This window comes from Streptomyces sp. NBRC 110035, assembly GCF_000829695.1.
GTDB lineage: Bacteria > Actinomycetota > Actinomycetes > Streptomycetales > Streptomycetaceae > Streptomyces.
Genome location: NZ_BBNN01000041.1, coordinates 1 through 23,079, shown reverse-complemented (window position 1 = coordinate 23,079; position 23,079 = coordinate 1). Strand labels below are relative to the sequence as shown.

Here is a 23,079-nt window from a genome sequence, read left to right as displayed (position 1 = left end):
TCAGGACTCCTTGACGGCGATGGTCTCCACCGTGTTCGCCACATGCTCGAAGGCGTCGGCCGCCTCCTCGAGGACGTCCACGATCTGCTTCAGCTTGAGCACCTCGATGGCGTCGTACTTGCCGCTGAAGAGGTGGGCCAGCAGTTTGCGGTGGATCTGGTCGGCCTGGTTCTCCAGGCGGTTGACCTCGATCCAGTACTCGGTGAGGTGGTCCATGGTGCGCAGGTTCGGCATGGCCTCGGCCGTGAGTTCGGCGGCCCGCGCGAGCACCTCGATCTGCTGGTCGACGCCCTTGGGCAGTTCCTCGACGTTGTAGAGGACGACCAGGTCGACGGCCTCCTCCATGAAGTCCATGATGTCGTCGAGGGACGAGGCGAGGGTGTAGATGTCCTCGCGGTCGAAGGGCGTGATGAACGAGGAGTTCAGCTGGTGGAAGATCGCATGGGTGGCGTCGTCACCCGCGTGTTCCGCGGCCCGCATACGCTCGGCGATCTCACCCCGGGCAGAGGTGTCCGCCCCGAGCAGTTCCATGAGGAGTCTCGAGCCCGTGACGATGTTGTCCGCGGATGCGGCGAACATGTCGTAGAAGCTCGTCTCCCTGGGGGTCAGACGAAAGCGCACGTGGGGTCCTCGGGGTGCATCGGTTCGGTGTGGCTGATGCTAGGTGCACCATCCAGCCACGGCTACGGGCCGCCCACCAGTGTCACCCATCGGGCAGGGGGACGGGCACGGGGGCGGTCCGACGGCTGCGCCACGGCCGGCGCCCGCGGTACCGGCCACAGTGCCCATACCCAGCAAAGTTCGGTACGATATACCCACCAGGGGTATATGTCGCCCGCCATTGCACCAGGAGGACGCGATGACGACCACCGAGGCCGGCGCGGACGCGCCCTCCTCCCCGGACGCAACGGACGGGACGGACGTGACGGAGGTAACGGCCGCAACAGGAACGAAAGACGCCCCCACCGCGCCGCATGTGATCGATTCAACCGCCCCTGCGCCCACCGGAACAGCAGGGGCGGCGGGGACGGCGGGGATCGTGACCGACCACGACCGGGGCATCCACGGCTACCACCACGAGAAGCAGGAACACCTCAAGCGCCTGCGCCGCATCGAGGGCCAGATCCGGGGCCTGCAGCGGATGGTCGACGAGGACGTCTACTGCATCGACATACTCACCCAGGTGTCCGCCTCCACCAAGGCGCTGCAGTCCTTCGCCCTGCAACTGCTGGAGGAGCACCTGCGTCACTGCGTCGCGGACGCGGCCCTCAAGGGCGGCGACGAGATCGACGCCAAGGTCAAGGAAGCCACCCAGGCCATCGCCCGCATGCTCCGCACCTGACCCCTACGGACGCGCCCCGACCGCCGTCTCCGCACGCACCTCGGCCACACGCAACACCTGGTCGATGCTCTCCAGGCTGAGTGGCCCCTGGGCGGCGGAGGCGGCGATGATCAGCTCCCCGCACAGCTCGATCTCGGCGAGGGCCACATGGTCCTGAACCAAACCACCCCCGAGCGGAGCCACGCACGTCACCTCATCCATACGTTCATACGGTCAGAGGCTTCCCAGGGTAGGCAGCACCCGACTCCCGCGCATGGCACATAAGGGCTAGTTCACGCCGGTCAATCCCGGCCCGTGCACCGGCTCGCGCCCCTCACTCCTCGGCCGGCCCATGGCCCGACTGCTGGGCGATCCGCCCCGCGTAGATGTCGTCGGCCTCCGGGAGGCGTACCTCGGCGGGGGCGCCGAAGGCGTAGAGGAGGGTGGTGGAGGCAACCGCGACCGGGGCGGACTCCTCGTCGTTCACGAAGCTGAAGCGGTGGCGGACCTTGCGGATGCGTCCCTGGTCGTCGAGGTAGACGTCGAAGGGGACCTCGGCGGTGGCGAACCCGGTCGCCGCCGCGCCGAGCGGCCCCTTGTTCGCCGCCGAGGCGGCCTGCGCGGCCTCGTGCAGATCCGCGGTGCCCCGGTAGTGCCGCACCGCGGCGCCCTCGAGCTCCGTCCTCCCCACGTACGTCGCCGTCCGCGCCCCGCGCAGCAACTCGGCGGCGGTGAACGGGTCGGTGGCACCGCCGGTGACGAGGTTCCCGTCGGACAGGGTCCCGGTGTCCACCCGCACCCACTTGTCCGCGGGCACTCCGGCGCCCCGGTTCTTCATGAACAGCGCGCCCGGCGCGAGCAGTTCGGTGATGGGCCGACGCACCGGCGCCCCGGACGGGTCCTGCGGCAGCAGCACCTCCAGCCGGCCGATCCGCTTCCGGTAGTCGTAGACGCCCTCACCGCGGATGGTCACGCGGGTACCGCCGGTGGCCATCTCCATCGACGTACGCGCCTTGGAGCTGCCCGCGTCCACCAGCGCGTCCGCGGCCCCCCGCACCACCGCCGCCTCACCGCCGGCCGTGCCGCCGTCCCCGCCGCCGGTCGCCGCCCCGCTGCGGCCGCACCCCGAGACACCACCGAGGGCCAGCCCGCCGGCCACGCCGAGCGCAACGACCGCATCACTGATCCGCGTACGCCGCGGTTGCCGTCCAGCCATGGTCCGCCTACCCCCGCTCCATCCGACACGGGCCATCCCTTTTCCAGGGTTAACGACCGGTAGGGAACGCCGTCACGGAACCGGTCACACGGTCACGCGCGGGCGGTACCGTGGTGGCGTGGAAGAGCAGGACGACACGGAGCACCCCCAGGAGCACCGGATCACCACCGCCGAGCTGGGACCTTTCTGCTTCGCCCGCTGCAGTTGCGGCTGGCGCGGCCCCGCGCGAAGGGCCAGAAGCCTGGCCCGCGCCGAGGGCCGGAAACACGCGATGGGGTGACTTCCCGGGAATCCACCCGGGGGTCACCCCATCGGTCCGCCGCCTGCGGTCCGCGGCCTGCGTGCGGACCGCGCGGCCTACGCCGCCAGGTCCCGCCTGCCCGTCCGCGAGGACCGCGCCTCACCGGGGATCACCCGCGCCCGGGCCTGCCGTCCCGTGATCAGCCACGCTCCCCGCCGCGACTGCTCGACCGCCCTCATGAGCGGCGTCAGCAGCGCCATCGCGGGCGGCGACAGCAGCAGGGCGACGGCCGTGCCGAGCGCGAGCCCGCCCACGACGTCGGTCGGGTAGTGCACACCCATGTAGACCCGGATGAACCCGCCCAACACCCCGATCACCAGGGCGACGAGCCCGAGCCGCCGGTTGGCCAGGAACAGCCCCACCGCCAGCGCCATGGTGAGCGTCGCGTGGTCGCTGACGAACGAGAAGTCGGTCTTGCCGTCGACCAGGACTTCGAGCCCCTCATGGTCGTAGAACGGTCTGCGCCGCTCCACGAAGCCGCGTATCGGCACGTTCACCAGGACCGCGACGCCCGCCGCGAGCGGAGCCCACACCAGGGCCGCCACGGTCGGGGCCGCGTCCTCGCCGCCCCGCCGTCTGACGCCCCACCAGCACCACACCACCATTCCGATCAGAGCGAACAGCAGGCCGAACTCACCCATGAAGCCCATGATTTCGTCGACCCAGGGGGGCGCGGCCTTCGCCAGGCCGTTGATGTCGTACAGCAGGTCGACGTCGGGATTCGACCCGGAGTCGGCGAGTCCAGCCATGGTGCTGCGGCTCCTTCGTCGGTTTGTCTCGGCGCACAGGGCGATACGCCGCTCCGCCACCCCCGTGGTGTGTAGGTCCGCTGACTGTTCGGGCTACGACAACAGGAACGCACGACCCTTGCCCGTACGTTCCAACATCCACTGAATGAGCACGCAGACGTTATCGAAGAGAGATACGTCTTCGCAGCTCAGGGGGTGGGTTCACCGACCGCTCAGACCGTCGTGGGGAGCGCTTTCGCGCCATCCTCGGTGACGCGGGTGGCACCGAAGTAGTCAGGTGTGTCGATCGGGTCGAACCGGATCACAGCACCCGGACGCGGCGCGTTGATCATGTATCCGCCGCCGACATAAATGCCCACATGCCGGATGGCCCGCGAATTGGTGAGGTCGTCCGAGAAGAAGACCAGATCTCCGGGGAGCAATTCCTCCCGCGCGGGATGCGGCCCCGCGTTGTACTGGTCGTTCGCCACTCGCGGGAGCGTGATCCCCACGCTCTCGTACGCGGCCTTCGTCAGCCCCGAGCAGTCGAAGCGTCCCCCCTGGTCAGCGGTGCCGTTACCGCCCCAGAGATAGAGCGTGCCGAGCTTCTCCTGCGCGTAGTGGATGGCTCCGGCCGCCTGCTCGGACGGGTCGACCCGGCCGACCGGCGCGGCGAAGCTCTTCTCCAGGGAGAGGATGCGCTTGACGTAGTTCTGCGTCTCCTCGTAGGGCGGCACACCGCTGTACTTGATGACCGCGTAGGCCCCCGCGTTGTAGGAGGCCAGCATGTTTTCGGTCAAATTCCCCGGGACGTCCTTCACATAGCCCGCGAGGGCGCAGTCGTACGTCGCCGCCGACGGAATCGCGTCGTTCGGGTCCCACACGTCCCGGTCGCCGTCGCCGTCCCCGTCGACACCGTGGGTGGCCCAGGTGCCGGGGATGAACTGGGCGATGCCCTGCGCCGCCGCGTGACTCTGCGCCTTCGGGTTGAACCCGCTCTCCTGGTACAACTGGGCGGCGAGCAGCGCCGGGTTGATGGCCGGGCAGAGATTGCCCCAGGTCGCCACGAGCTTCTGGTACTCGGCCGGCACCGCACCCTTCGCCAGCGTCTTGGCGGCCCCGCCCGCGAGGTTCCCCGCGACGACGTGGACCCCGACGGCGAGCAGCATGACGAAGGCGATCGCCGAACTTCCCGCGACCCCAACCGCGATCCAGGCCTTACGCACCGTCAACCGCCCCTCGCCGTCCAGAAGTACGCCGCCCACTGCCCACGTCCGTGGTCAGTGTAGAGGCGGGCGTCCCTCTCCGGAGTGATCATGTGAGGGGAGCAACGGACGCGCCGCACGAGCCGGAACGCACCACGGGGTACGGCGTCAACCGCCGCACTCCGCCCACAGGACCTTCCCTTCCCCCACGGCCCCCACACCCCACGCGGACGCACACGCCCGCACCAGCGGCAGCCCCCGCCCGTTCCCGGACTCGTCCGGCGGGGCGGCGGGCGGTACGGCGAGCGGTACGGTGCCGCCGAAGCCGGGCGGCACCCGCGGGTCCGTAACTGCGCGAGCGTGCCGGCCTGACCTCGACGGAGGCCGCACAACTCCTCGGAACCAAGCAGGCCCAGATCAGCATCATGGAGTCAGGACACCAGCCGGTCAGCGCCGATCGCGTCCGCACACTGGCCTGCCAGTACGACTGCCCCGACAAGGACCTCGTCGAAGGGCTCGCCGCGATGACCGGCGAACGCCGACGGGGCTGGTGGGAGGAGCACCGGGACATCCTGCCGACCGGACTGCTGGACCTGGCCGGACTGGAACATCACGGCACCTCGCTACGCACCGCCCACACCTCCGGCATCCCCGGCCTCCTGCAGACGAGGGACCACGCCCGCGAGGTGTTCCACCAGGTGGTGCCGGACCTCTCACCTCCCGACCTGGAACACCGAACCTCGTTCCGCATCAAGCGCCAAGCCGTCATCTTCCGCAAGCAGCCCATCCCCTACCGGGCGATCATCCACGAGGCCGCCCTCCACATGAGGTTCGGCGGTCGGGATGTGGCGAAACGACAGCTCAAGCACTTGCTGAAGATGAGCGAGTATCCCAACATCTCGGTCCACGTCATCCCCTTCGACGCGGGCGGCTTCCCCGGAGCCGGACAACCCGTCTACTACGTGCACGGCCCCGTACCGGCGCTCGACACCGTCCAGCTCGACCAGTCCCACGGCATCGCCCCCCTGCTGGACGCCGACGCCCAGCTGGAGAAGTACCGCAAGGTCCTCGACCGGCTGTTGGCCATCAGCCTGATCGAGATCGAGAGCCGGGCCCTCATCCACCGGATCATCCAGTCCACCTGAGAGGCAGTCATGCACACATTTCACTGGCAGATGTCCTCGTACTGCGGCGAAGGCGAGTCCTGCGTCCACGTAGCCGCAACCGCCCGGGCCATCCACATAACCGAGTCCGCCGACCCCAGCGGAGCGATACTCACCACGACGCCCGGCGCCTTCTCGACCCTCGTTCAGGCACTCAAGGGGGAAAGGGAGGTGACGGTCGGTCGGCCGACCGGCATCGAAGTGGTCCTCGGCGAGGACAACACGGTCCGTATCCGTGCCGCCGCAACCCCCGGCACCGCCGTCACGACGGACCGGCCCAGGTGGGACACGTTCGTCCGGGGTGTGCGTGCGGGTGAGTTCGACCATTTCTTGGCCCGAACGTGATACACAGAGTGATGATACGACTCCTCACCCATCGACCCGCGCCCCTCCCGGGGACCGGCGCGCGCCGGTGACAGCGGTTATTCATACAAAACCCGCCAACTAATGACGCCGAGTCGGCATGCGACGGCGCCATCGTCGGCGACAATGGGCCCTGACCTCTGCGCCAGCAGAGGCCTGGAACGACCCGACAGGGGCGGTGACTTACATGTTCTTCGCGGCCGACGAGGGAGACATCAACACCATCATCGGTGGGATCGCTCCCGACTGGGGTCCTTTCGGCAGCCTGGGCAACGAGGCCAAGGTCATGATCGAAGTGGTCATGGCGCTCGCCATCCTGATCTGCCTCGGCATCGCCATCTGGGGCGCGGCGAAGCAGCGCATCGGTGCAACGGCGCTGCGGGACACGTTCAGCGCGGAACAGGGCAAGGGCCTGATCATCGCCGGTCTCACAGGCGTGTTCATCATCGGTTCACTGGGCACGGTGTTCACCATCGTGTACGGAATGGCCGTTTAGGGCCCCGCCCCATGCGTCCGACCGGGCACGCCCGGCCTCCCCTCAACCCCACCCGCCCGTCGCGCCCACCGCCCGAGGTTGCGTTTCCCTGATGTCGACTCATAACACCGCGCCCGCGCGGGGACCAGCACGGCTACCGTCGTACCAGGAGTACGCGGGGTACGAGGTGTTTCCGCACGACGCTGAGGGGGCGCAGGCGGTATGAGTCTCGGGGACGAGTACGAGAACACCGGCGGGTACGGCGGCTCGGGCCAGACCCGTACCCGCATGCCGGACAGCGGCGGCCCGCACGGCGGCGGGCGCAGAGGCGGCGGCCGCACGTCGTCCCGGAGCCTGGTCACGGTGGTCGGCGTGGTGGTGCTCCTGATCGCCGCGATCGCCTTCGCGAACCGCGGAGGAGACGATTCCGCATCGGGTGGGGACGACGACTCCCCGAAGGCGGAGGCGACGGCCCCCTCGGGGGAGAAGCCGGTCCGGTCGGCGAACGCCGGCATCCCGTCGGGCTTCGCCCGGGACCGCCAGGGGGCGGAGAGCGCGGCGGCCAACTATTCCGTCGCGCTGGGGTCAGCCGACCTGTTCAACACGGACCGTCGACGCGAGATCACCACGGCCGTCTACACCCCCGAGGTCGCTGCCGCTCGGCAGGCGGACCTTGACCGGGCGTACTCCAACGAAGAGTTCTTGGCGAACATCGGCCTCGACAAGGACGGCAAGGCTCCCGCCGGACAGACTTTCATCTCGCGTGTGATCCCGGTGGGAACCAAGGTCACAAAGTCGACCGATAACGATGCCACTGTCGAGGTCTGGTACACGTCCCTGTTCGGTCTCTCCGGCGAGAGGTCGAGCAACCCGGTGACGGAAAGCTGGTACACGACCACGTACCAGCTGAAGTGGGTCGAAAACGACTGGAAGATCACAGACTTCCAGCAGAAGGACGGTCCCGTTCCAGTCGGACGCGACCAGCAAGCCTCCACCGCCGAGGACATGACGAAGGCTGTTGAGGAGTTCGGAGGGTTCACGTATGCGCGCTAACCGCCACTTCCTCAAGCTCACAACCGCTGTCGTCGTCGTACAGGCCACTGCGGTCCTACTAGCCACCCGGGCTGTCGCCGCGCCCACGCCGGCCCCTGAAGACAGCAACGATCCCTGCGACCTGATTCGCGGCCCCGCCCTGGCACGCTGCGAGGAAGAGACCGACGGCGGCTCCGGAGGAGCCGGCACCCTCGACAACCCCACCTCCGCCCTGGACCCCCTCGCCTCCCTCGCCCAGGGCTGCGCCGACGCCGCGTCCTGGACGATCAAGAAGCTCAGTGCCGCCGTCGACGAGACCGCGGCCGTGGACTACACGAACCCGACGTTCCTCAAGCAGTACGCGGTCGTCTTCGCCGCGTCGACGATCCTGACGCTGCTGCTGTGGCTGATGGCGGTCGCCAAGCGGGCCGTGCGGGGCGTCCCCCTCACGACGGCCCTGTCCGAGGCGATCGGTTTCCTGTGGCTGACGGTGCTGGCCTCGGCGTTCACCCCGCTGATCCTCTACACGATCGTGTCGGCCACGGACGGTGTCACCGACGTGCTGGCGAAGGCGACCGGCGATCAGACGAGCACGTTCTTCGGCACGTTCGCCGGCGCCCTGGAGAAGGGCGAGGACATCGGCGGAGGCCCGATCATGCTGATCGTCGTCTCGCTGGTGTCGATCGTCGCGGCCGGTGTGCTGTGGCTGGAGCTGGTCATCCGTGCCGCGCTGCTCTACGTGGGCGCGCTGCTGGGCACGGTCGTCTACGCGGGTCTGGTCGACAAGAACCTGTGGGGCCACGTCCGGCGCTGGGCGGGCATCATGATCGCGGTGATCCTGGTGAAGCCGGTCATCGTGATAGTGCTGGGCCTGGCGGGCGCGCTGTCCAACGAGGACGGCCCGAACGCGTTCTCCGCCGTGGTGTCCGGCCTGGCGATCATCCTGCTGGCCATCTTCGCCAGCGCGATGATCTACCGCTTCGTGCCGGGCTTCGGCGACGAGATCGCGAACTCGCGCGGCAACCGCCTCATGCAGGGCGCCGAAGGCAAGGCCGCGGCGGTCATGGCCTCCCCGGCGACGATGGTCGCGCAGGGCATCAAGACCCACAGCACGCGCGCCGACAACAACGGCGGCGGCGGAGGTGGTCGGTCGTCCGGCGGTGCCCGCCCGTCCAACCCCGTCTCCGGCGGAGTCGCCGCGCACAGCGCACGCACCTCGAACGGCGGCGGCGGAGCTGTCCCCTCCGCCGCACCCGCCCCCCGCCAGGGCAGCCCGGTGAGCACGCCCCACGGGAACCGCAACAGCAACAACAGCACGGGAGGTGAAGGGCGTTGACGACCGAAGCCCATGTGTCCCATCCGGTCACGCCCCGCCGTACGTATCTGATCGGCCGCGCCCGGCCGAACGCGATCGTCGGCCGCAATCGCGAGACCGGTGAGATCGCGCTGATCGTCGTCGGCGCGTTCTTCGGCATGATGGCCGGTCTGCTCGTGCCCGTGCTGACCCTGCGGATCGTGCTGCTCGCGGGCCTCCCGATGATCGCGCTGGCGGCCGTGTACGTCCCCTACCGGGGCCGTACCTTCTACAAGTGGTTCGAGATCAACCGCAGTTACAAGCGGACCCTGCGCCAGGGCACGACGTACCGCTCGGGTGTCGTCGAAGCGGGCACCCGGCTGGACGGCCGGGAGGTCGAGGTCGGCCCGCCGCCGGGGATCGGCCGGATCACCTGGCTCGCCGCCCCGTTCGGGCCCGACGAGATCGCCGTGCAGCTGCACGCGGACCGCAAGACGGTGACCGCCGCCATCGAGATCGAGGGCCCCGGCGTGGGCCTGCGCGACTCGGAGGACCAGGAGGCGCTCGTCGACCGCTTCGGCACGCTGCTCAAGCACGTGGCCAACGGCGACGGTTTCGTCACCCGCATCCAGATGCTCGCCCGTACGCTGCCCGCCGATCCCGACGCGCACGCCAAGGACGTCTCGCAGCGCGGGGACGACAAGGCGCCGCCGTGGCTCCAGCAGTCCTACGACCAGTTGCAGTCGATGGTGTCGACCAGCAGCGAGCAGCACCGCGCGTACCTCGTCGCCTGTATGCATTACACGCGCGACCTGGCCGCCGAGGCCAACGCGATGGCGCGCGCGATGCGCACCCAGGGGCGCGGCAGGGTGGACCGGGACGCGGGGCTGGCCGTCGTCATGGCCCGTGAGCTGACCGACATCTGCTCCCGGCTCCAGGAGGCCGACATCCGCGTCCGGCAGCCGCTCGGTCAGAGCCGCCTGTCCTCGCTGATCCACTCCATGTACGACCCGGACCACCCGATCGACCACATCCAGGCGATGACCAAGCGCAACGCCTGGCCGGCCGAGCTCGACGCCATGGAGCCCACCTACCTCCAGGCCAAGACCCGCGAGTCCTCCACCCGCGCCCCCTGGTGCCACGCCACGGCCTGGGTGAAGGAGTGGCCGATGACCCCGGTGGGCGTCAACTTCCTGGCCCCGCTCCTGGTCCACACCCCGGACGTGATCCGCACGGTCGCCGTGACGATGGACCTCGAGCCCACCGAGGTCGCCATCGAGCGCATGCTGACGGAGAAGACCAACGACGAGGCCGAGGCCTCCCGCGCCGCGAAGATGAACCGCACGGTCGACCCGCGCGACATCGCCGCCCACGGCCGCCTCGACCAGCGCGGCGAGGACCTCGCCAGCGGCGCGGCCGGCGTCAACCTGGTCGGCTACATCACCGTGTCCTCCCGCACCCCCGAGGCGCTGGCCCGCGACAAGCGGACCATCAGGGCGTCGGCGGGGAAGTCGTACCTGAAGCTGGAGTGGTGCGACCGCGAGCACCACCGCGCCTTCGTGAACACACTCCCGTTCGCCACCGGCATTCGAAGGTAGGGGCTGAGTCCTGATGCGGGATCCGCTGTCCGTCGTCACCGACGCCTTCACGTCGTTCCTGTTCGGCAAGGTCGAGACGACACGGCTGCCGGTGCGCACCTCCACGGGCCAGGCGCAGGCCGTCTACCTCCCGACCGCCGCCCCCGGCCTCGGCGACTCCGGCGTCATCATCGGCCGCGAGGTCTACTCCGGCAAGGGCTACATCTACGACCCGTTCCAGCTCTACGGCCAGCAGCTCCCCGCACCGCACTGGCTGGTCCTCGGCGAATCCGGCAACGGCAAGTCGGCGCTGGAGAAGACGTACGTCATGCGCCAGCTGCGCTTCCGCGACCGCCAGGTCGTCGTCCTGGACGCGCAGGGCGAGGACGGCGTCGGCGAGTGGAACCTCATCGCGCAGGAACTCGGCATCACTCCCATCCGGCTGGACCCGAGGGCCGCCCTGGACCACGGCATCCGGCTCAACCCGCTCGACCCGTCGATCACCACGACCGGCCAGCTCGCCCTGCTGCGCACCATCATCGAGGTCGCGATGGGGCACGGTCTGGACGAGCGCGCAGGCTTCGCGCTGAAGGTCGCGCACGCCTTCGTCACCGAGACGATCGTCGAACGCCAGCCGGTCCTCACCGACATCGTGGAGCGTCTGCGCCACCCGGAGGCGGAGTCGGCGGAAGCGATGAACGTCGCCATAGACGACGTACGGGCCTGGGGCCTGGACGTCGCCCTGGTGCTCGACCGGCTCGTCGACGGTGACCTGCGCGGCATGTTCGACGGCCCGACGACGGTCGGCATCGACCTGGACGCGCCGCTGATCGTCTTCGACCTGTCCCACATCGACCGCAACTCCATCGCCATGCCGATCCTGATGGCGATCGTCGGTGTCTGGCTGGAGCACACCTGGATCCGCCCCGACCGCAAGAAGCGCATCTTCCTGGTCGAGGAGGCCTGGCACATCATCAACAGCCCGTTCGTGGCACAGCTGTTCCAGCGGCTGCTCAAGTTCGGGCGGCGGCTCGGCCTGTCGTTCGTCGCGGTCGTCCACCACCTGTCCGACGTGGTGGACGGGGCGGCGGCGAAGGAGGCGGCGGCCATCCTCAAGATGGCGTCGACCCGGACCATCTACGCCCAGAAGGCCGACGAGGCACGGGCGACGGGCAGAGTGCTGGGCCTGCCCCGGTGGGCGGTGGAGATCATCCCTTCGCTCACCCCGGGCATCGCGGTCTGGGACGTCAACGGCAACGTGCAGGTGGTCAAGCACCTCATCACCGAGACGGAACGCCCGCTGGTCTTCACCGACCGCGCGATGACCGAGTCCTCCGTCGAGCTCGCCGCCGCCGACGACGCCCTGCGCGCCGCCGAGCTGGAGGCGGAGCAACGGGCGGCGGCCTTCGTGGAACAGCACATCGGCGACTCCGAATCGACGGTGGCGTAGGGGGAAGGGAACCGACGTGGTACCGGACGGTCACGGCGGCGGACAGGGTCAGCCACGGAACGGCCAGGGCGGCGTCCCGGACGGGCTGCTGGTCGGGCTGCTCGCGTTCCTGCTCGGCATCACCCTGATGGTGTGGACGGCCACGGGCCTCGCGGGCCTCTTCGCCCGCGGCTCCTGGCCCCCCGGCGTCACCTTCACCCGCACCCCGGTCGCCATACGCCACCTCGTCTCCCAGCCCCACGACATCCCGGGCGCCTGGCCGGACGCCCCGGCCTCCGCCCTCTCGGGATACGGGCTGTTCTGGGGCCTGTTCATCGGCCAGCTGATGCTGCTGGTCGTCCTCACCGTCTTCGTCCTGGGCACGGTGGCCCGGTGGCGGGCGGTGCGGGCCAGGCAGAAGGCGGAGCGTGCGGCGGGGCGCGCGGCGTCGAGGGCTTCGACGGTCTCCCCGGCGAAGCCGGAACCTTCGCCGGAGCCGGCCCGGCACGAGGTACCGACCCCGAGAACGGCACCCGAGCCCGCACGGGAACCGGACCGGGACCAGAACCTGGACCAGGGCCAGAACCGGGACCGGGGACGGGGACGGGGACGGGGACGGGACCTGGACCGGGGACGGGGACGGGACCTGGACCAGGGCCGGGACTTGGGCCGGGACCTGGACCGGGACCGGGCGGTAGAACCGCTCCCCGTCACGGCCCCGCCGCAGGAAGGGCGAGCCACCTCCGCCGAAGCCCTCCCGCCCCTGTCGCCGGCTCTCTCCGTCCCCTCCTCCGACCCGGTGTTCTACGGTCCCCCGGAGGCCCGTCGTGCCACCGCCGCCACGGCCGTACGGGACGCCGAGGGCCCCGCCCTCGTCCTCACCTCGAACCCCGCCCTCTGGGAGGAGACGAAGGGCGCGCGGGCCAAGCTCGGCCCCACCCACCTCTACGACCCGACCCACCGCTGCGACACCCCGGCCCGTCTCCACTGGTCGCCCACCAGCGGCTGCGAGGACAAGGACACGGCCGTCGCGCGCGCCGCCTCCCTGCTGGCCCCGGTCCGCCCCGCCTCCCGGCTCGACCAGGCCGTCAGCGACACCGCGCAGACCCTCCTGCGCTGCTACCTGCACGCCGCCGCCGTCGACGGCCGTACCGTCCGCCACGTCCACCGCTGGGCGCAGGGCACCCAGGTCCAGGAGGCTGTGCGCATCCTGCGCACCAGCCCGAAGGCCGCCCCGGGCGCCGCCGGCGAACTGGAGTCGACGCTCACCGCCCACCCGGAACGCCGGGACATCGCCCAGCAGCTGACGACGCGTGCGCTGTCGGCCCTGTCGACGGTCAACGTCCGCGAGGCCTGCACACCCGACCGAACTGATGCGCTCGCCCTGGATTCCTTCGTCCACGAAGGGGGCACACTGTATGTGGTGGGTGAGTCCGTCGAGGACCCCCGTACCCGTCCGGGTGCGATGCCGCTGCTGACAGCCCTCACCGCAAGCGTGGTCGAGCACGGCCGGCGCATGGCCGAACGGTCATCCTCCGGTCGGCTCGACCCACCATTCACGCTGGTCCTGGACGACGTGGCGGCCGTGGCCCCGCTCCCCCAGCTCCCGGACCTGCTGGCCACCGGCCCGGACCGGGGCATGCCCACCCTGGCCCTCCTCCGCTCCCGCGAGCAGTCCCGGGCCCGCTGGCCGCACGACGGCCTCGGCCTCGGGGAGAACCGGTACAGCGGTTACCGATGAGAACGATCGGTTTCGCGCGACGCCTGCGGCGAGGCGCGTTCTGACGCCGGGCGTGTTCTGACGCCGGGCGTGTTCTCCTCGCCGGAGAGGTCCGTGATCCCGGTGGTGTCGGACGGGCACCGGTCATCGTGCTGTCCGGCCCGTGCGAGGGTGGGCCGGTCCGGTACTCCGGGCTCTCCCCCCGGCCCTGCGGGTCCGGGCCCGAGTTCGCCGAAGCAGTCCCGGAAACGTCCGTCATCGCCCCGCGGCGGCACCCTGCTGGACGGTCTCGACAGCATCGGCGCCCTCGTCGCCCCGCCCGCCACCACCACAGCCGCCCTCATGTGCCTGCGCTCGGCGACCGGCGCCCGCGTCGACCACGCGGGCGGGAACTCCCCCGGCATCAGCGAGACCGCGTAGCGACCGCGGTCTGCGTGACCGCGGTGTGGTCAGCCCGTCCTGACGGCGAAGGGGCCGCCGTCGCCGAACGCGAGCCGCGCGAAGTTCTCGCCGATGCGGCGGTGCCCTGCGGGGTCGGGGTGGATCTCGTCGGGCAGTGGCAGTTCGGCGTAGTCCTTCTCGCCGTAGAGGTCACGGCCGTCGAGGTAGTGCAGGTTCGTGTCGTCGGCCGCCCGCTGTTCGACGATCCGGGCGAGTTCATCACGGATGACGTTGAGCGTCAGGCGCCCGGCGGCGCGTTCGGCGGGGTCGCCCGTGGCCTTGAACCGCAGGGTCCTGCCGTCGAAGTCGGGCGCGAGGGGGCCGGGAGTGTCCTCCTGGACCGGGCACAGAGTGGGGGACACGACCAGCAGCGGCGTGGTCGGATGCCCCTCGCGGATGGTGTCGAGGAAGCCGTGGACCGCGGGGGTGAAGGCGCGCAGGCGCATCACGTCGGCGTTGACGATGTTTGTGCCGATCTTGAGGCTGATCAGGTCCGCGGGGGCGTCCCGCATCGCACGGGCGGTGAACGGGTCGAGCAGCGCGCTGCCGCTGAATCCCAGGTTGACCAGTTCCACGCCGCCCCGGGCCGCGGCCAGGGCCGGCCAGACAGCGGTCGGGTGGGAGGCGTTCGAGCCGTGGCTGATGGAACTGCCGTGGTGCAGCCACACCCTGCGCCCGCGGTCCGGTGCCGGCTCCACCGGAGCATCGGTGCGCAGGGCGATCAGCTCGGTGATCTCCGTGTGCGGAAGCCAGATCTCGACGTCCTTGTCGCGCGCCGGCAGGTCGGCGAACCGGGCGGTACCGGCAGGGCCCTCGCGCAGTTCGGCGGCCTGGGTGACCATGTCGACAACCGTGCGGACGTTACCGCCGGTCACCGTGGCCTGGGCAGCGAGTCGGCCCTCGACCAGCAGGTCGTACACGCCGTCCGCCGGGGCCGGGAAACCCCGGTAGACCCGCTTGGTGGGCAGCGTGTCCAGTTCGATGGTGGTGGCCCGGGTGCGGAAGGCCAACCGCACGCCGGAGGGCTGGGCCTCGGCCATGGCCAGTTGGTCGTCAGGGATCTGCCGACGTGCCCGAGCGGGCAGCCGATGCGGCAGCAGGCCGTGCGCGGTCGGTTCCACGTCGAGGAAACCGCGCAGGATGTCCGCGGTGACGGGTGTGATGATCCAGTCGTGCTCATTGCTCATTGCTCATTGCCCCAGCCTGTTGGTCAGGTTTTTCGGACGGGTTCGGGTACGCGCCGGTGCGCGGCGCGGTGGGCCGCCTGCGGCGGCACGGCCCCCGCCGGTCAGGGCGTGGTCCGGTTCCGCAGCAGAGCATCGAGGGAATCCAGCATCCAGGTCCAGGATTCCTGCGAGTCGACGGCGGTGTGGCTGAAGCCCCCGGCCGCCTCCAGGCTGACATAACCGTGGAAGACACTGCCCAGCATCCGGACCGCGTGCGTCTGGTCCGGCTCCGTCAGGTCGTAGCCGCGCAGGATCGCCCGCGTCATCTGCGCGTGCCGCACCCCCGCACTGGCGGCCGCCGTCTCGGGGTCGAGCCTGAGCCGGGCGGAGGCGTAGCGACCGGGATGCTCGCCACTGTGAGCTTCTGCTGTGGGCGCAGGGCAGGCGTCAGGGGCCTCACCCAAGCGGGCGGGCACCGCGCAGGAACTGCTCGACGGCGGTCCCCACCAGCCCGTCGAGCAGTTCCGGCCGGACGATGTTGCCGTTGATGATCGAAGCGATGCCCTGGAGGGTCGCGAACAGGACGATCCCGATCCGCTCGGGTTCGCCCGCCTGGAGCGCCCCCTGCTCCTGGCCCTGGGTGATCAGGTCGTTCATGAGCCCGAGCGGCGCTTCCGCCGCCTTGACGATCCGCTCCGCGCCCGGCCGGTGCTTGCTGGTGTACATCAGCTCGAGGAGCGCCGCGTTCTCGGTGGCGAAGCGGGTGTAGGCCGTCATGGCGGCCCGTACGCGCGAGGGGAAGTCCTCGTCCGGGCCCGTCGGCGCGGTGCGCAGCGCTGCGTCCAGCCGGGCGAACCCGTCCTCGGCGAGCGCGTCGAGCAGTGCCTGGCGGTCCGGGAAGTGCCGACGCGGCGCGGCGTGGCTGACGCCGACCTCCCGAGCCAGGTCGCGCAGCGACAGCTGGTCCGCGCCACGCTCCCGCAGGCCGCGCGCGGCCGCGTCGAGCAGGGCGGCCCGGAGGTTGCCGTGATGGTAGGGCCTCTCTTCGGCGGCGTCCGCGGTCACGTCTGACATGGCCCCACCCTAACAGCGTGTATCCGTTGACTACTTTGTTGTCGGCGTCTACTTTGTGGCGCATGGCACCCTCAGCGTTCTCCACCGCGGACATCCCGTCCATGACCGGCCGCACGATCGTCGTCACCGGCGCGAACAGCGGGATCGGCCGCGTCACCGCGCGCGCCCTCGCCGCCAAGGGCGCGCGCGTCGTGTTCGCCGTACGCGACACCGGGAAAGGGCGCGAGGCAGCCGCCGGGGCATCCGGCCCCACCGAGGTCCACCGGCTCGACCTCGCCGACCTCTCCTCGGTGCACGCGTTCGCCGAGGACTTCACCGACCCCGTCGACGTACTGGTCAACAACGCGGGCGTGATGATCCCGCCCTTCTCCCGCACGGCCGACGGCTTCGAGCTGCAGTTCGGCACCAACCACCTGGGCCACTTCGCGCTCACCAACCTCCTCCTGCCGCGGATCCGGGGCCGGGTCGTCACCCTCTCGTCCAACGGTCACAAGATGGGCTCGATCGACTTCGACGACCTGAACTGGGAGCGCAAGCCGTACCGGGCGATGCCCGCGTACGCCCAGTCCAAGCTCGCCAACCTGCTGTTCACCTCGGAACTCCAGCGCCGGCTCACCGAGGCCGGCTCCCCCGTGATCGCCACCGCCGCGCACCCGGGCCTGGCCGCCACCAACCTGCTGAGGTACGACGGCCGGGGCCGGGTCCGCCACCGCGTGAAGACCGCGGTGGCCGGCCTCCTCACACAGAGCGAGGAGACCGGCGCCCTCCCCACCCTCTACGCGGCCGTCGCCGACCTCCCCGGCAACAGCTACGCGGGCCCGAGCGGCTTCATGGAGACCCGCGGCGCCCCGGAACTGGTCGGCCGCTCGGCGAAGGCACAGGACACCGAGGTGGCCCGCCGCCTGTGGGAGGTTTCCGAAGACCTGACGGGAGTCGCCTTCCCCCGCCACGCCCTCCGGACCACCTGACCCGTGCCGACATCGGCCGTCCCGGCACCAGGACCGGTGCCGGTGCCGATGCCGGTGCCGCTCAGCGCTCGACGACCATCCCGGTCCCGCGCTCGCCCGGCCTCCCCTCCAGCGGCACGGTCACCTCGGCCTCGGTGGACCCCGCCTTTCGGCAGAAGCCGGGAGCACGCCCGTTGGCGGAGTGCACGACGAGCCGGACCCTCGTAACCGGACCCTCGCGGCCCGACGCCCTTGACCTCCTCACGGACGAGCTTCGATGCGGTGCGGCGAACAGTCCGGCGGGATCACTGCCCAGCTCCCCGCCGAGGCCGTGGGCAAGCTGGAGCCCTTGCGCCCGCACAGGTCACACGCGGTGACCCGCATTCAGCGACGGACGAGGGAAACCGGTCGCTCAGGGCCCCCTTCACTCCCGCAGGTACGCTCCCGCACGCGCTGCGGCTGCGGCGGCCGCGGCCGCCTGGTCCGCGGCGGCTTCGTCGAGGCGGTCGCCGGTGGTCAGCAGACGGTAGTAGAGGGGGGCGGAGACAGCACGGATCACTTCGTGGACATCGGTGCCCTCAGGCACCTCGCCCCGGTCGACGGCCTGCTGGACGCAGGGTGCCCACTCCTTGACGCGGATGTCGTAGAAACGACGCAGGGCCTCGGCCGTCTTCGCCTCGCAGGTGGCTGCGGCGATCACCGCTTTGAACAGCGCTCCCTGCCTCGGGTCGGCCAAGGTGCGCTGCACGAGCCGGGCGTTGGCCTTGAGATCGCCGAGCAGCGAGCCGGTCTCGGTCCGTGGCAACGAGTGCTCCGCCATGTCCAGCAGCAGGTCGGCCACCAGGCCGGTCACCGTTCCCCAGCGTCGGTAGACGGTGGTCTTGCCCACCTCGGCACGGCGTGCAATGTCGGCGAGGTCCAGGTGGCCGAAGCCACCTTCCGCCAAGGCGTCCCCCACCGCTCGCAGCACCGCCGTCCGCACCCGCGCCGTGCGCCCTCCCGGACGGACGGTCCCCGGATCCGCACCCTCGAACGCCATAACGGAACTCCAGTTTCATTAATCGCTCACGCCTGCTACGTTGGGGGCCATCTTAACGGAACCAAAGAACCATTAGATGGGTCGAGCGGCAGGAGAGAGACCATCATGGAATACAGGCGGCTGGGCGCATCAGGCCTCAAGGTCCCCGCACTGAGCTTCGGCACAGGCACCTTCGGCGGCCAGGGACCGCTGTTCGGCGCCTGGGGCACCACCGACGCGCGAGAAGCACGTCGTCTCGTGGACATCTGCCTGGACGCCGGGATCACGATGTTCGACACCGCCGACGTCTACTCCGGCGGCGCCTCCGAGGAAGTACTGGGCAAAGCGATCAAAGGCCGCAGGGACCAGGTGATCGTGTCCACCAAGACCAGCCTGCCGATGGGGGACGGCCCGGGCGACGCCGGCTCCTCCCGTTCGCGCCTGATCACCGCATGCGAGGACGCCCTGCGCCGGCTGGGCACCGACCACCTCGACCTGTTCCAGCTGCACGCCTTCGACGCCGGCACGCCGGTCGAGGAAGTCCTGTCCGCACTCGACGATCTCGTACGCGAAGGAAAGGTCCGCTACCTCGGCATCTCCAACTTCTCCGGGTGGCAGGCGATGAAGTCCCTCTCGATCGCGGAGAAGTACGGTCACCCACGCTATGTCGCACACCAGGTCTACTACTCCCTCATCGGCCGCGACTACGAATGGGAGCTGATGCCCCTCGGGCTGGACCAGGGCCTCGGAGCCCTCGTCTGGAGCCCTCTCGGCTGGGGACGGCTCACCGGCAAAGTCCGCCGCGACCACCCCCTGCCGGCTCACAGCCGACTGCACCGCACCGCGGACCACGGTCCGCCGGTCGAGGACGAACACCTCTACCGCGTGGTCGACGCCCTCGACGAGATCGCGCAGGAGACCGGAAAAAAGATTCCGCAGATCGCCATCAACTGGCTGCTGCAGCGGCCGACCGTCTCCTCCGTCATCATCGGCGCCCGCAACGAGGAACAGCTCTGCCAGAACCTCGGCGCCATCGGCTGGGCCCTCACGCCCGACCAGTTGGCCAAACTCCATGCGGCGAGCGGCAGGACAGCGCCCTACCCGTACTTCCCCTACCAACGCCAGGAAGGCTTCGCCCGCCTCAACCCACCCGTGGGTGATGCCGCGCCGCTGCCCGCCGCATGACATCGGCGGCAGGCGACCGGAGCCGACGAACACGCCCCCCAGGACCGGTCGGCAAGGCACCACTCCACCCGACACCCTTCTGGATCAAGGCAGTTGAAGTAACGAGGCCGACGGGCAGGAACGTTGGGTCACGGTCCGGCCGTGCGACGATCCTGGCAGGGGCCGAGAGACCTGGTGGTGGCACGGGCAGGACGCACACGGACGGGGCCGAGACCGATGCCGGCCTGGTCCGGCGGCTGCTGCGCGCCCAGTTCCCCGGTGGGCGGACCTGCCGATCGCCCGGCTCGCCTCCGGAGGCACGGTCGACGCGATCTACCGGCTCGGCGAGGACCTGACGGTCCGGCTGCCACTGCGCCCCGGCAGCGCCGGGGCCGTCGCGGGGGAGGCAGGGCTTCTCCCCCGGCTGGCGCCGCTGCTACCGCTGCCGATTCCGGAGGTGGTGGCGACCGGCGCCCCGGGCGGGGTACCCCCTGGTCGGCACCTCCGCACAGGAGAGAACGGGGTGCGCGACGCGCCCCCACCGACGGCCCGGATGAACCGCCGGCCGACCGGGCACCGTAGTACCCGGGTACGACCACCCTCAGCCGGAATACCACCCGCGGTCCGACGCCCGCCGTCCTCGCGCGGACGAACATCGAAGCATGACCACGGCACAGGGACGCACCGTCCCCCACGGCCGCCGGCCGTGGGGGACGCGGGCGGCAACCCCCTCGCGGCAACGGCGGTGCCCACGTCCCGCCGGGGCACCCGACACCGCGGCACCCGACGTGTCCCGCCCGGTCCTCCAGTCGGTGGCCGGCTCACCTGTCCCCCTCGCTCTCCCGCCCGGCGGACGGACCGACCACCATGGACCACGTGGCGACGGATACGACGAGGACGACAGCACCGGGGACGAGGCAGGCGAGGGAGGACAAGCCCACCGGCGAGCAACGCGCCGCAGAACCCCTCACCCGGTACGTCCAACGCGTCACCCGGCGGGTGCGCGCCTTCGACCGGCGCCACCCGCTGCTGTGGGACCTGCACTTCACCGGCTTCTGGGTGACAGCCGCCCTCATCGACTACGCGGGCGGCGGCTGGCGCAACGTCACCCACAACCCGGACACCCCCGGCCGGCTCCTGCTCGTCCTGAGCCTCGGCCTGTCCGTCCCTCTCCTGCGGCGCCGTACCCACCCCGCGGCGGTCCTGCTCACCATGGCCCCGTTCGCCCTGGTCAACGCCTGGACCGGAGCTGCCCTCCAGGCAGCCCTGCTGCAACTCGTCGTCGTCCACCACATCGCCCTGCGCCTCCCGCTGCGCACCCTGTGGTGGGCGACCGTGCTCGTCCTCACCCCGGTCGCGGTCTCCACGGCCCGTTACGGAGAGGGCGAATGGAGTCAGCAGATCGGCTCACAGCTGACGTCCGTCGTCGTGGCGGCCCTCATCGGCGTCACGGTCCGCACCCGCCGGAACTACACCGAGGCCCTGGAAGACCGCGCCCAACGCCTTGAAACCGAACGCGACCAGCAGGCCCAGCTGGCAGCCGCCGCCGAACGTGCCCGCATCGCCCGCGAGATGCACGACATCATCGGCCACAACCTCTCCGTCATCACCGGCCTGGCCGACGGCGGCAAGTACGCGGCCACCAAGTCACCACAACGCGCCGCCCAGGCCCTGGACGCCATCGGCACCACCAGCCGCCAGGCCATGAGCGAACTCCGCCGCCTCCTGGACGTCCTCCGGGACGAGGACCAGCCGGCCCATCCCGCCGAGCTGGCTCCCCAGCCCACGCTCACCGACCTCGACCAGCTCGTCAGCGGCGTCCGCGCCGCGGGCCTCCCCGTCCACACCACCGTCGAAGGCCGCCCCGGCCTCCCCGCAGGTCGCCAGCTCACCGTCTACCGCGTCATCCAGGAAGCCCTCACCAACACCCTCAAGCATGCCGGCCCGAACGCCATCGCCGAGATCGCCCTCGCCTACGGCAACCGGGGCGCCGTCACAGCCACGATCACCGACACCGGTACCGCAGCACACCACGCTCCCGCCGACGGCCGCGGCCTCCCCGGAATGCGCGAGCGAACCGCCCTGCACGGCGGCACACTTGAGGCCGGCCCACGCCCCCACCCCGAACAGGGCTGGCGCGTCCACCTGCACCTTCCGGAGGAACCCCCGCAGTGACCACCGTCCTCATCGCCGACGACCAGCCCCTCCAGCGCTTCGGCTTCCGCATGCTGCTGGAGAGCCAGGACGACATGACGGTCCTCGGCGAGGCACCGGGCGGCAGCGAAGCGATCCGTATGACCGCCGAACTGCACCCCGACGTCGTCCTGATGGACATCCGCATGCCCTGCATGGACGGCATCGAGGCCACCCGCCGCATCGTCGCCGCCGGCGACCGCACCCGCGTCCTCATCCTCACGACGTTCGACCTCGACGAGTACGCCTACGCAGGCCTCCGCGCCGGCGCCTCCGGCTTCCTCGTCAAGGACGCCCAGCCGGAGGACCTCCTCTCCGGCATCCGCTCCGTGGCCACCGGAGACGCGGTCGTCGCACCCGGCCTGACCCGCCGTCTCCTCGACGCCTACGCCCACCACTTGCCGGCACCGACCAGCCAGGGCCCTTCCTCGCCCACAGCCCCGCTCACCGACCCCCGCCTGGACTCCCTCACCGAACGCGAACGCGAGATCCTCACCGTCATCGGCCAGGGCTGGACCAACACGGAGATCGCCACCCGTCTCCACCTCGCCGAATCGACGGTGAAAACCCACGTGGGCCGCATCCTCGCGAAGACGGGCTCGAGGGACCGCATCCAGGCAGTGATCCTGGCCTACGACACCAAGCTGGTGAAGCCGACATAAACCCGACCTTAAACGCAGAAAGCCCCGTGCCGAATGGCACGGGGCTTTCCCTCAAAAATTGTTCGGCGGCGTCCTACTCTCCCACAGGGTCCCCCCTGCAGTACCATCGGCGCTGTAAGGCTTAGCTTCCGGGTTCGGAATGTAACCGGGCGTTTCCCCTACGCCATGACCACCGAAACACTATGAAACAGACAACCGCACCGCACCCCGCCGAAAAAACGGCGGAACACGGGGTCGTTCGTGGTTTCAGAACCAACACAGTGGACGCGAGCAACTGAGGACAAGCCCTCGGCCTATTAGTACCGGTCAACTCCACACGTTACCGTGCTTCCATATCCGGCCTATCAACCCAGTCGTCTACTGGGAGCCTTACCCTCTCATGGAGGTGGGAGTCCTCATCTCGAAGCAGGCTTCCCGCTTAGATGCTTTCAGCGGTTATCCCTCCCGAACGTAGCCAACCAGCCATGCCCTTGGCAGGACAACTGGCACACCAGAGGTTCGTCCGTCCCGGTCCTCTCGTACTAGGGACAGCCCTTCTCAAGACTCCTACGCGCACAGCGGATAGGGACCGAACTGTCTCACGACGTTCT

Annotated in this window: 22 protein-coding genes, 2 rRNA genes and 1 pseudogene; 14 read left to right on the top strand and 11 right to left on the bottom strand. The window is 70.2% G+C overall.

Translation table 11 applies throughout. From position 1 onward, the window contains the following. Positions 1–621 (bottom strand): DUF47 domain-containing protein, encoded by a 621-nt coding sequence (locus tag TU30_RS27185; RefSeq protein WP_042174787.1) that lies wholly within the window; start codon positions 619–621, stop codon positions 1–3. 238 nt (positions 622–859) lie between these two features. Here TU30_RS27185 and TU30_RS38135 point away from each other — a divergent pair, with 238 nt between their 5' ends. Next, on the top strand, positions 860–1,342 hold the full coding sequence (locus tag TU30_RS38135) for a metal-sensitive transcriptional regulator (protein WP_042174785.1): 483 nt from the start codon (positions 860–862) through the stop codon (positions 1,340–1,342). Between the two features lie 3 nt (positions 1,343–1,345). Here the strand turns inward: TU30_RS38135 and TU30_RS27175 are convergent, their stop codons facing one another. Further along, positions 1,346–1,534, bottom strand: coding sequence for a hypothetical protein (locus TU30_RS27175; protein WP_176726119.1), 189 nt, complete (start codon positions 1,532–1,534; stop codon positions 1,346–1,348). A gap of 121 nt (positions 1,535–1,655) precedes the next feature. Beyond that, positions 1,656–2,537: a hypothetical protein gene (locus TU30_RS27170; RefSeq protein ID WP_042174779.1), complete on the bottom strand. Its 882-nt coding sequence runs from the start codon at positions 2,535–2,537 to the stop codon at positions 1,656–1,658. A gap of 118 nt (positions 2,538–2,655) precedes the next feature. Here TU30_RS27170 and TU30_RS36615 point away from each other — a divergent pair, with 118 nt between their 5' ends. Further along, the gene (locus TU30_RS36615; RefSeq protein ID WP_176726108.1) at positions 2,656–2,817 is read left to right on the top strand and encodes a hypothetical protein; all 162 of its coding nucleotides are present in this window, start codon (positions 2,656–2,658) and stop codon (positions 2,815–2,817) included. Positions 2,818–2,894: 77 nt separating this feature from the next. Here the strand turns inward: TU30_RS36615 and TU30_RS27165 are convergent, their stop codons facing one another. Together TU30_RS27165 and TU30_RS27160 are read right to left on the bottom strand one after the other, a co-directional pair. Beyond that, a complete protein-coding gene (locus TU30_RS27165; protein WP_042174777.1) occupies positions 2,895–3,587 on the bottom strand; it encodes a phosphatase PAP2 family protein in 693 nt (230 codons plus the stop codon). A gap of 212 nt (positions 3,588–3,799) precedes the next feature. Further along, positions 3,800–4,798, bottom strand: a complete 999-nt coding sequence (locus TU30_RS27160) for a bifunctional lytic transglycosylase/C40 family peptidase (protein WP_234307997.1) — start codon at positions 4,796–4,798, stop codon at positions 3,800–3,802. Positions 4,799–5,121: 323 nt separating this feature from the next. Here TU30_RS27160 and TU30_RS27150 point away from each other — a divergent pair, with 323 nt between their 5' ends. From TU30_RS27150 to TU30_RS27115, 8 genes are all read left to right on the top strand, one after another. After that, a complete protein-coding gene (locus tag TU30_RS27150) occupies positions 5,122–5,916 on the top strand; it encodes a helix-turn-helix transcriptional regulator (protein ID WP_063837662.1) in 795 nt (264 codons plus the stop codon). A gap of 9 nt (positions 5,917–5,925) precedes the next feature. Then, positions 5,926–6,279 (top strand): DUF397 domain-containing protein, encoded by a 354-nt coding sequence (locus TU30_RS27145; protein ID WP_042174772.1) that lies wholly within the window; start codon positions 5,926–5,928, stop codon positions 6,277–6,279. A 205-nt stretch (positions 6,280–6,484) separates the two neighbouring features. After that, the gene (locus TU30_RS27140; protein WP_042174769.1) at positions 6,485–6,793 is read left to right on the top strand and encodes a hypothetical protein; all 309 of its coding nucleotides are present in this window, start codon (positions 6,485–6,487) and stop codon (positions 6,791–6,793) included. A gap of 201 nt (positions 6,794–6,994) precedes the next feature. After that, the gene (locus TU30_RS27135) at positions 6,995–7,825 is read left to right on the top strand and encodes a hypothetical protein (protein WP_042174767.1); all 831 of its coding nucleotides are present in this window, start codon (positions 6,995–6,997) and stop codon (positions 7,823–7,825) included. Continuing rightward, positions 7,815–9,140, top strand: coding sequence for a hypothetical protein (locus tag TU30_RS27130; protein WP_042174765.1), 1,326 nt, complete (start codon positions 7,815–7,817; stop codon positions 9,138–9,140). The genes TU30_RS27135 and TU30_RS27130 overlap by 11 nt, the downstream gene beginning before the upstream one ends. After that, positions 9,137–10,696 carry an SCO6880 family protein gene (locus TU30_RS27125; RefSeq protein ID WP_042174763.1) on the top strand — a complete coding sequence of 520 codons (1,560 nt, stop codon included), beginning with the start codon at positions 9,137–9,139 and terminating at the stop codon, positions 10,694–10,696. Before TU30_RS27130 ends, TU30_RS27125 begins: the two co-directional genes overlap by 4 nt. 13 nt (positions 10,697–10,709) lie before the next feature. Next, positions 10,710–12,125: an ATP-binding protein gene (locus tag TU30_RS27120; RefSeq protein ID WP_042174762.1), complete on the top strand. Its 1,416-nt coding sequence runs from the start codon at positions 10,710–10,712 to the stop codon at positions 12,123–12,125. Between the two features lie 16 nt (positions 12,126–12,141). Next, entirely contained in the window at positions 12,142–13,845 is a 1,704-nt protein-coding gene (locus tag TU30_RS27115; protein WP_042174759.1) for a type VI secretion protein, read from the top strand. Between the two features lie 428 nt (positions 13,846–14,273). On the opposite strand, the gene TU30_RS27105 is transcribed toward TU30_RS27115, so the two are convergent. The 3 genes and pseudogenes from TU30_RS27105 to TU30_RS27095 form a co-directional block, all read right to left on the bottom strand. Further along, positions 14,274–15,452, bottom strand: coding sequence for a GDSL-type esterase/lipase family protein (locus TU30_RS27105; protein WP_042174754.1), 1,179 nt, complete (start codon positions 15,450–15,452; stop codon positions 14,274–14,276). Between the two features lie 101 nt (positions 15,453–15,553). After that, positions 15,554–15,844: pseudogene (locus tag TU30_RS27100) on the bottom strand (TetR-like C-terminal domain-containing protein); the annotation flags it as partial. Between the two features lie 43 nt (positions 15,845–15,887). Next, positions 15,888–16,505: a TetR/AcrR family transcriptional regulator gene (locus TU30_RS27095; RefSeq protein ID WP_042174751.1), complete on the bottom strand. Its 618-nt coding sequence runs from the start codon at positions 16,503–16,505 to the stop codon at positions 15,888–15,890. A gap of 62 nt (positions 16,506–16,567) precedes the next feature. Here TU30_RS27095 and TU30_RS27090 point away from each other — a divergent pair, with 62 nt between their 5' ends. Then, positions 16,568–17,473, top strand: a complete 906-nt coding sequence (locus tag TU30_RS27090) for an oxidoreductase (protein WP_042174749.1) — start codon at positions 16,568–16,570, stop codon at positions 17,471–17,473. A gap of 403 nt (positions 17,474–17,876) precedes the next feature. Here the strand turns inward: TU30_RS27090 and TU30_RS27080 are convergent, their stop codons facing one another. Further along, the gene (locus tag TU30_RS27080) at positions 17,877–18,491 is read right to left on the bottom strand and encodes a TetR/AcrR family transcriptional regulator (RefSeq protein WP_042174745.1); all 615 of its coding nucleotides are present in this window, start codon (positions 18,489–18,491) and stop codon (positions 17,877–17,879) included. A 105-nt stretch (positions 18,492–18,596) separates the two neighbouring features. Here TU30_RS27080 and TU30_RS27075 point away from each other — a divergent pair, with 105 nt between their 5' ends. The 3 genes from TU30_RS27075 (at position 18,597) to TU30_RS27065 (ending at position 22,489) form a co-directional block, all read left to right on the top strand. Next, entirely contained in the window at positions 18,597–19,655 is a 1,059-nt protein-coding gene (locus TU30_RS27075; protein ID WP_042174743.1) for an aldo/keto reductase, read from the top strand. An 846-nt stretch (positions 19,656–20,501) separates the two neighbouring features. Next, positions 20,502–21,809 (top strand): histidine kinase, encoded by a 1,308-nt coding sequence (locus TU30_RS27070; protein ID WP_199816900.1) that lies wholly within the window; start codon positions 20,502–20,504, stop codon positions 21,807–21,809. Beyond that, positions 21,806–22,489 carry a response regulator transcription factor gene (locus TU30_RS27065; protein WP_042174739.1) on the top strand — a complete coding sequence of 228 codons (684 nt, stop codon included), beginning with the start codon at positions 21,806–21,808 and terminating at the stop codon, positions 22,487–22,489. The genes TU30_RS27070 and TU30_RS27065 overlap by 4 nt, the downstream gene beginning before the upstream one ends. A gap of 60 nt (positions 22,490–22,549) precedes the next feature. Here the strand turns inward: TU30_RS27065 and rrf are convergent. Together rrf and TU30_RS27055 are read right to left on the bottom strand one after the other, a co-directional pair. Continuing rightward, positions 22,550–22,666: ribosomal RNA gene (gene rrf / locus TU30_RS27060) — 5S ribosomal RNA — on the bottom strand. A gap of 99 nt (positions 22,667–22,765) precedes the next feature. Further along, positions 22,766–23,079, bottom strand: a 23S ribosomal RNA gene (locus tag TU30_RS27055); the annotation flags it as partial.